The 7,075-nt window shown below is 28.2% G+C and carries 6 protein-coding genes and 1 pseudogene; all 7 read left to right on the top strand.

The window, feature by feature from the left end:
* Positions 1-514 (top strand): hypothetical protein (locus tag G507_RS17770; protein WP_026717242.1); only part of this gene is annotated, 514 nt, incomplete at its 5' end.
* A gap of 1,127 nt (positions 515-1,641) precedes the next feature.
* Positions 1,642-2,697: a hypothetical protein gene (locus G507_RS0109355; RefSeq protein ID WP_051191584.1), complete on the top strand. Its 1,056-nt coding sequence runs from the start codon at positions 1,642-1,644 to the stop codon at positions 2,695-2,697.
* Positions 2,698-2,879: 182 nt separating this feature from the next.
* Positions 2,880-3,566, top strand: coding sequence for an Abi-alpha family protein (locus tag G507_RS0109350; protein ID WP_026717240.1), 687 nt, complete (start codon positions 2,880-2,882; stop codon positions 3,564-3,566).
* 214 nt (positions 3,567-3,780) lie between these two features.
* Positions 3,781-4,356: a hypothetical protein gene (locus G507_RS0109345; RefSeq protein WP_026717239.1), complete on the top strand. Its 576-nt coding sequence runs from the start codon at positions 3,781-3,783 to the stop codon at positions 4,354-4,356.
* Between the two features lie 12 nt (positions 4,357-4,368).
* Positions 4,369-4,572, top strand: a complete 204-nt coding sequence (locus G507_RS0109340; RefSeq protein WP_026717238.1) for a hypothetical protein — start codon at positions 4,369-4,371, stop codon at positions 4,570-4,572.
* Between the two features lie 4 nt (positions 4,573-4,576).
* The gene (locus G507_RS0109335; RefSeq protein ID WP_026717237.1) at positions 4,577-5,302 is read left to right on the top strand and encodes an HNH endonuclease; all 726 of its coding nucleotides are present in this window, start codon (positions 4,577-4,579) and stop codon (positions 5,300-5,302) included.
* A gap of 132 nt (positions 5,303-5,434) precedes the next feature.
* Positions 5,435-6,385: pseudogene (locus G507_RS16755) on the top strand (DNA cytosine methyltransferase); the annotation flags it as partial.
* Between the last annotated feature and the right edge of the window lie 690 nt (positions 6,386-7,075).

The following is a 7,075-nucleotide window of genomic DNA, read 5'->3' as shown; positions in this document are numbered from 1 at the left end:
AATGCTATTTGCACCAGTTAGTAAAAAAGTAACCAAACTTCGTAAAGTTTATAAATCTACTGATGGAGTTACACAAGCACAATTAGAAGATTTTATGACTATTGCAAGAAAATTAAAAGGAATTAGAAAAACTAATAACGAATCAACAACTAATACAACCGAAGAACAAAACCAACACTCAACTTCACAAATGAGTTATGACCAACGTACTAATAACTATGATTTGTTAATTTCATTATTTCAAAACACACCAAATTACGCTCCAAACGAAACAGAATTTCAAGTTGCAACATTACAAGCCGAAAAAGCACAAATGCTTCAAGCAACGCAAAGCGTTGCTGATACATATATTCCTCTTAATAATGCAAGAAGTGTCAGAAATAATACAATGTATCTTTCACAAGATAATTTAGTTGATACTTTCAACAAAGCAAAAGATTATTTATTTACAATTCTTGATAGTAGCTCTGTTCAATATAAAGCAATCTCAAAAATTAAATTCAAAAAAGGATAACATTGTTATAAAGTAGTTAAGGCTTGTACAAAACTGTACAAGCCTTATTCCAAAATAAACAAAGCTCGTACAAAAATAAATAAGCCTATCGCCAAAATAAAACAATATACTATTAAAGTAGATAAGACAACTTCCAAAGTATATAAACTTTCTGCCAAAATGAATAACGCAACTTCAAAAGTAAAACAAGCATACGTCAAAATAAATAAGACACCTGCCAAAGTGAATAAGACAACCTCACGAGTGAAATAAGCACTTTTCAGAATGTATTAAACAGAATAAAAACTAAAATTACTTAATTAACAAATTATGGCTTCATACAACAACGGTTTTGTTCAATTTTGCAGGTTTGGTCTTTTTTTATTTTGGAAGTTTTTTAATCAAAAATTTGTTTATATTTGTTAAGGTTTGTGCTTAATCAGCAAAACTGAAACAAAGCCGAGAACCGTTGTGGTTCATAGTTGGAAAATTTATTTTCAAATGAACATTTATTGCAAATTTCAACCTGGATTTAATAAAAGTTTGTGTTTGAATTCTTGAAAATTTTGCGTCAATTCTTTGCAGAAAAACTTACTTGAATATTTTGCGATTTCTGAACTTTTCCGAAAATTATTTTGCGAATATTTTGTGTTTAATGTGAAAACTTAAAACTGAACTTTGTCGAAAAGTTTGCGTGAATTGTGTTGCGAAAATTTATTAAAATCATCAAAACATTAAATCATTAAAAATTTAGTTTTTAACGTAAGAAAATCTGAAAATCATTTAATCATCAAAATCATTTTAAAAACAAAAAATGAAGTTTTCTAAAAGTTTGTGTCAATGTTTTGCGTGAATTGTTTTGCGGAATTTCTTTGTAGAAAATCTTTGTGTTGATTCTTTAAATTCAAAATACATAAATTCATTCTGAATTGACGCAATTTGAATTAAAGTTATCACGTCGCCCAACAACGGTTTTATTCAATTTTGCAGGCTTGGTTTTTTTCTATTTTGGAATTTTTTTTATCTAAAATTTGTCTATATTTGTTAAGGCTTGGTTATCAATCAGCAAAACTGAAATAAAGCCGCGAACCGTTGTGTAACATTCGGTTCGACTACGTTAAAAATCAACATTAATAAATAACAATATTTTGCTCGAAGACAAAGAACATTTAAGAAAAATTATTCAAACAGTTATTGAACTTTTTGAAGCTGAAAAAGATAATTTATTAGCTGAAATCTTAAGAGAGTCAGATATAAAAGCTGAACAAACACATTATGATAATTGGAACGGAGGAATATACTTTTATTCTATTTATATTGCTCTGCCTGTAGATAAATTTGTAAAATTAAAAGATATTGAATCAGAAACTGAAATAAAGATTAAAAATAAATTAGAAATAATTCTGAGGTCACAAGAACATATAAAAATTTCAGAAGTTTTTATTATTCCTGAATCAACTCAAAAAATCGATTGGAATAGAATTTCTGATATATTTAATAAAGATCAATTAATAACAGAGTTAAATTATTTAAAAGATACTTTAATATCTGTTTCAACTGGTAACCAACAAATACAAAATATTAATGATGAATATATAAAAAGATCTAAAATTGTAGATAATGTATTAAAAAAACTCTCAATAGAAAACCCAAATCCATTTAAGGATTTATGGCAATGGTATGGAAGATGGAGTTCTGGTGAAATGCCTAAATATCAAGATAGAAGGGCTTTCATAGGAGAAATGTTTGGAAACATTATTCAACTTTTACAAGAAACAGAACAACCTGACAGATTAAGTCTTTCTGTAAATTTGAGTGGTTGGGAAAGAATAGATAGAAGTTTAAGTGAAATAAAAGTAAGATTAAAACAAGCAGTCAATGAGGAGCAATATCAAACTATTGGACTTTTATGTAGAGAAACTATCATATCACTTGCACAAGCAATATATAACAAAGAAAAACACCCTACCCTAGACAAAGTTGAAGCTAGTAAAACAGATGCTAAAAGAATGCTCGATGCATATATATCAGTAGAACTTTCTGGTAGTAAAAATGAAGTGTTAAGAAAATATGCCAGAGCTTCGTCTGATTTAGCAAATGTTTTAACACATAAAAGAACTGCCAATAGTAAAGACGCATCACTTTGCGCATCAGCCACAATTTCATTAATAAATTTAATTGGAATATTAGAAGATAGACATTGACAAGAACGTCACACAACAACGGTTATCAAAAACCACAAAGGCTTGGTTTTTTCTTCGGGAAAACCTCTATGAGTCGAAAAGTTGTTTTATATTTGTTGTGGTCAGTCTTAAATCCTTGTGGCTTTCGATAGCCGCAAAACGTTAGCCGTCAGTTTCACGAAACGCAGAAAAAAAACAGAAAAATGAGTGATGAAAAAAAGATAGAACTTGCAAACGGAATTGGAATTGCCGCAGAAAAAGCACTTGAATTTATCGAAAAAATGATAGCTGCACCAATTATGGAAGGCACTGGAATTTTTACAGACAAAATAAAATATTGGAGATTTAAAAATCAAGTTACCATAATTGAAAAAGCTAGACAATTTTTAAAAGAAAAAGGAATAGATGTTCCTAAAAAAATTCCAATTAAGGATGTTACCACTTTATTAGAATATGCTTCATTTGAAGAAGATGAAATTATGCAAGATAGTTGGGCTAAATTATTAGCAAATACTTTAGATCCAAAAAACCAATTTAATGCTTGTCACATTTTTAGCCAATTGTTAAATCAATTATCAATTGATGATTTTCACATAATAAAATTTATTTTTTCTAAATCTTTTTTTATGTCGAGTGAAGACAGACCATATTTTGAGAAAATTGAGTTGGTAAGAAATAGTTCAACTGATTATCAAACTACAATGTTAATAATTGATAATCTTTTAAGATTAAGATTAATAGAAGAACAACCACCAAAACTAAAAGAAAACTCAAGAAGTGTATATTTGTATAACGAAGATGAGAAAATTCCAGAAAATGAAATAATTTCTTCTGAATGTTATAGATTATCAAAATTTGGTGTAGAATTAGTTAGGCAAGTTACTGAATAAAAAAAACCGAACGGCTAACAATGGTTTTATAAAATGGTTTACGCTTGGTTTTTCCTTCGGAAAAACCTCTATGATTCACAATTTTGTTTTATATTTGCTTTGGTCAGTGATTAATTCAAACCACTTTATAAAGCCACTAAACGTTACATGAAATTATCTGAAAACCCAAAATAAACAGAAATTTTGTATTTTTGGAAGATAAAAAGATAATATTATGAATAATGAAACTTTCGGAATTACTTTACAATATGCAGTTTGTGTAAAATATAAACTTGAAAATAAAATTTCATTAAAAAGAATTGACGAAAATTTATTAGAAAAAATATTAAAATCTAACATTCTCGGAAAAATATTTAATGGACGAAAACCAGTCAAATACTTAACAAATTCAAAAGATTTTACTTCTGAATTTGCTAAAAAATGTCCACATAATTTTCTATTAAAAAACAACGAAACTTTATCTGTAAAATCTTTCAAAGGAAACGGAAAAATGTTTGCTCCTAAAGTTGTTGGTCAATCAGGTCTAAAAGTATTAAATCATTATTTCGGTGATTTATACAACGAAGAAATAACTCGTGATAACTTTAAACAATTTTGTCTTGATAATGTAAGCGATATTTTACCAATATTAATAGATTATGCATTAGTAAGTGACTTTAATTGTTGGTTTTACATTAAAGACAATAATTTTCATTATGAAATTCTTAAAAGAGGCGATTTGCCCGAATTGACATTTGACTATAAAAATTTCACTTTTAGTAAATTTAAAAGTTCTAAATTAGTAGCCTAAAACAATAAGTATATGGATAAATTATTATCGAGAATAAAAATTACACATAATTTAACAAATGATGATGTTAGAGAAATTGCCATGAACATTGTAGATGCTTTTGTAGAAGAAAATCTAATTAAAGATAATACAGATACGAATGACGATACTGAATTTGCTTTTCAAGATATTATTCATAACAAGTTAAATGAAATTTTTAATTTAACCGAAGATTAAATCTATGGATTACATTAGTTCTGAACCCGAATTTTTCAAATTTTTAACAGAAGTTGAAAATATCACAAAAAACACAAGAACAAATTATATTTCTTGGTTGAGATTTTTATGTCAATTCCATCTGATTGATGATAAAATTTCTGAATTTTCGATTTCTGAAATAATCGAAAATGAAAATATTGCTAAAAATGGACGTAATTTTTATTCTAAAGACAAAGACATTAGCAACTTTAAATCCGCACTAAACAAATACTTAAAATATATTAAAACTGATTTCAGTACTAATATTTATGTCGAAATTGAGGATAAGGTAAGTGAAATAAAAAACAGTGTAGAAATTCCTGTAACTGAAAAATTGAATTTGACATTATCAAGAATTGGTCAGGGAAAATTTAGAAATGAACTTATTGATTATTGGTCTGGATGTTCTATTTCTCAATTAGATAAGGTTAATTTGTTGGTTGCATCTCATATCAAACCTTGGCGTGAAAGCAATAATTTTGAAAGATTAGATGTTTATAATGGATTACTTTTATTACCAAATTATGATAAACTGTTTGATAAAGGATATATCAACTTTGATGAGAAAGGAAAAATTAGAATTTCAAAATATCTTAATCAAAATGACCAAAAAATACTAATCATTAATCCAGAATTAAAGTTGATAAATATAGATAATCGCCACAAAGAATATTTAGATTACCATAGCGAAAATTGTTTTATAAAATAGTATGTCTATTAGGCGTATTTGCGTTAGGGATTGAAGAGGAAATCCTTTTGTTTTTTTTCTTTAAAAAACAAAAGATTGGAACGGAAAGCCCGACCCTTGTGGTAACGCCCAAAAAAATCAGCAGATTCTTTTTGTGGAGCAGGTGGAATGGCAAAAGGTTTTGAAATGGCAGGTTTCAACCAAGTTTGCGGTTTAGATTGGTTCAAAGAAGCAGGAATGACTTATCGAGATAACTTTTCTCATCCTTTAATTGAAGGAGATATTACACAAAGAGAAGTAAAAGACAAATTCATAAGCACAGTAAAAGAAAAACTAAACGGAAAGAACCTAACGGTTCTTTCCGGTGGTTTTCCGTGCCAAGGATTTAGTATGTCGGGAAATAGAATTGTTGAAGACAAAAGAAATTCTTTATATAAAGATATGTTAGAAATTATTGAAGAATTACAACCTGAATTTATTGTCGCAGAAAATGTAAAAGGATTACGTTCGATGTTAAAAGGAAAGGTTGAAGACAAAATAAAAGCGGACATTAGAAAACTTGGTTATGTTGTTAATGTAACTGTTCTAAATTCGGCAGATTATTATGTTCCTCAAAAAAGAGAAAGAGTAATCTTTATTGCAAATAGAATTGGTAAAAAAAATTATCATCCTACTCCACTCTTAGAATCCGATTCATACATAACTACGAAAGAAGCTATTGGAGATTTAGTAAAACTAAAGGACAATCCGAAATTTAATCACGTTAGAACAAATCATAACGATGATATGAAAGAAAGATTGGCAAAAGTTCCAGAGGGAAAAAGCTTATATGACAAATATTCTGATTCTTGGAAAAAATGTCCTTGGAATGAAGCAAGTTGTACAATTAAAGAAAATCATGGCGGTGTAAATATTCACCCAATCGAACCAAGAGTTATAACCGTAAGAGAAATGGCAAGGTTACAATCTTTTCCAGACAGTTTTGTATTTAAAGGAACGAAGTCCAAACAAATGGTACAAATTGGAAATGCAGTTCCGCCATTGTTAGCAAAAGCAATTGCGTTATCAATAAAGAAAGCAATAAAAAATAATAACTTCATGTAACAGCGGTTTTTCGAGATTGCGAAATATGTTTTAAATTCACGTTTATCTTTCGCAAGATATTTTATCTTAGCCGAAAGAACTCGGTTACGAAGTTCGCAACCTCGCAAAGCCGCGAAACGTTGTGGTTCATGGCATTGAAAATAATTTTCAAATCAACTATTTTGCAAATTTCAACCTGAACGAAATAAAACTTTGTGTTTGAATTCTTGAAAATTTTGTGTCAATTCTTTGTAGAAAATCGAACTTGAAAACTTTGCAATTTTTGAACTTTGCCGAAAAATTATTTTGCGAATATTTTGTGTTTAATGTGAAAACTTAAAACTGAACTTTGTCGAAAAGTTTGCGTGAATTGTGTTACGAATATTTATTAAAATCATCAAAACATTAAATCATTTAAAATTTAGTTTTTAACGTAAAAAAAATCTGAAAATTATTTTTTCATCAAAATCATTTTAAAAACAAAAGTCTGAACTTTGTCGAAAAGTTTGCGTGAATATTTTGCGTGAATTTCTTTGTGGAAAATCTTTGTGTTGAGAGTTTGAATTCAACTTACATAAATTCATTCTGAATTGACGCAATTTGAATTTAAACAGCCACGAAACCACAACAACGGTTTTATTCAATTTTGCAGGCTTGGTTTTTTTCTATTTTGGAATTTTTTTTATCTAAAATTTGTCTATATTTGTTAAG

Origin of the sequence: Flavobacterium gelidilacus DSM 15343, assembly GCF_000422685.1 — a bacterium.
Taxonomy (GTDB): domain Bacteria; phylum Bacteroidota; class Bacteroidia; order Flavobacteriales; family Flavobacteriaceae; genus Flavobacterium; species Flavobacterium gelidilacus.
The sequence above is the reverse complement of the archived record's forward strand: the minus strand, read 5'-3'. Positions and strand labels throughout refer to the sequence as shown.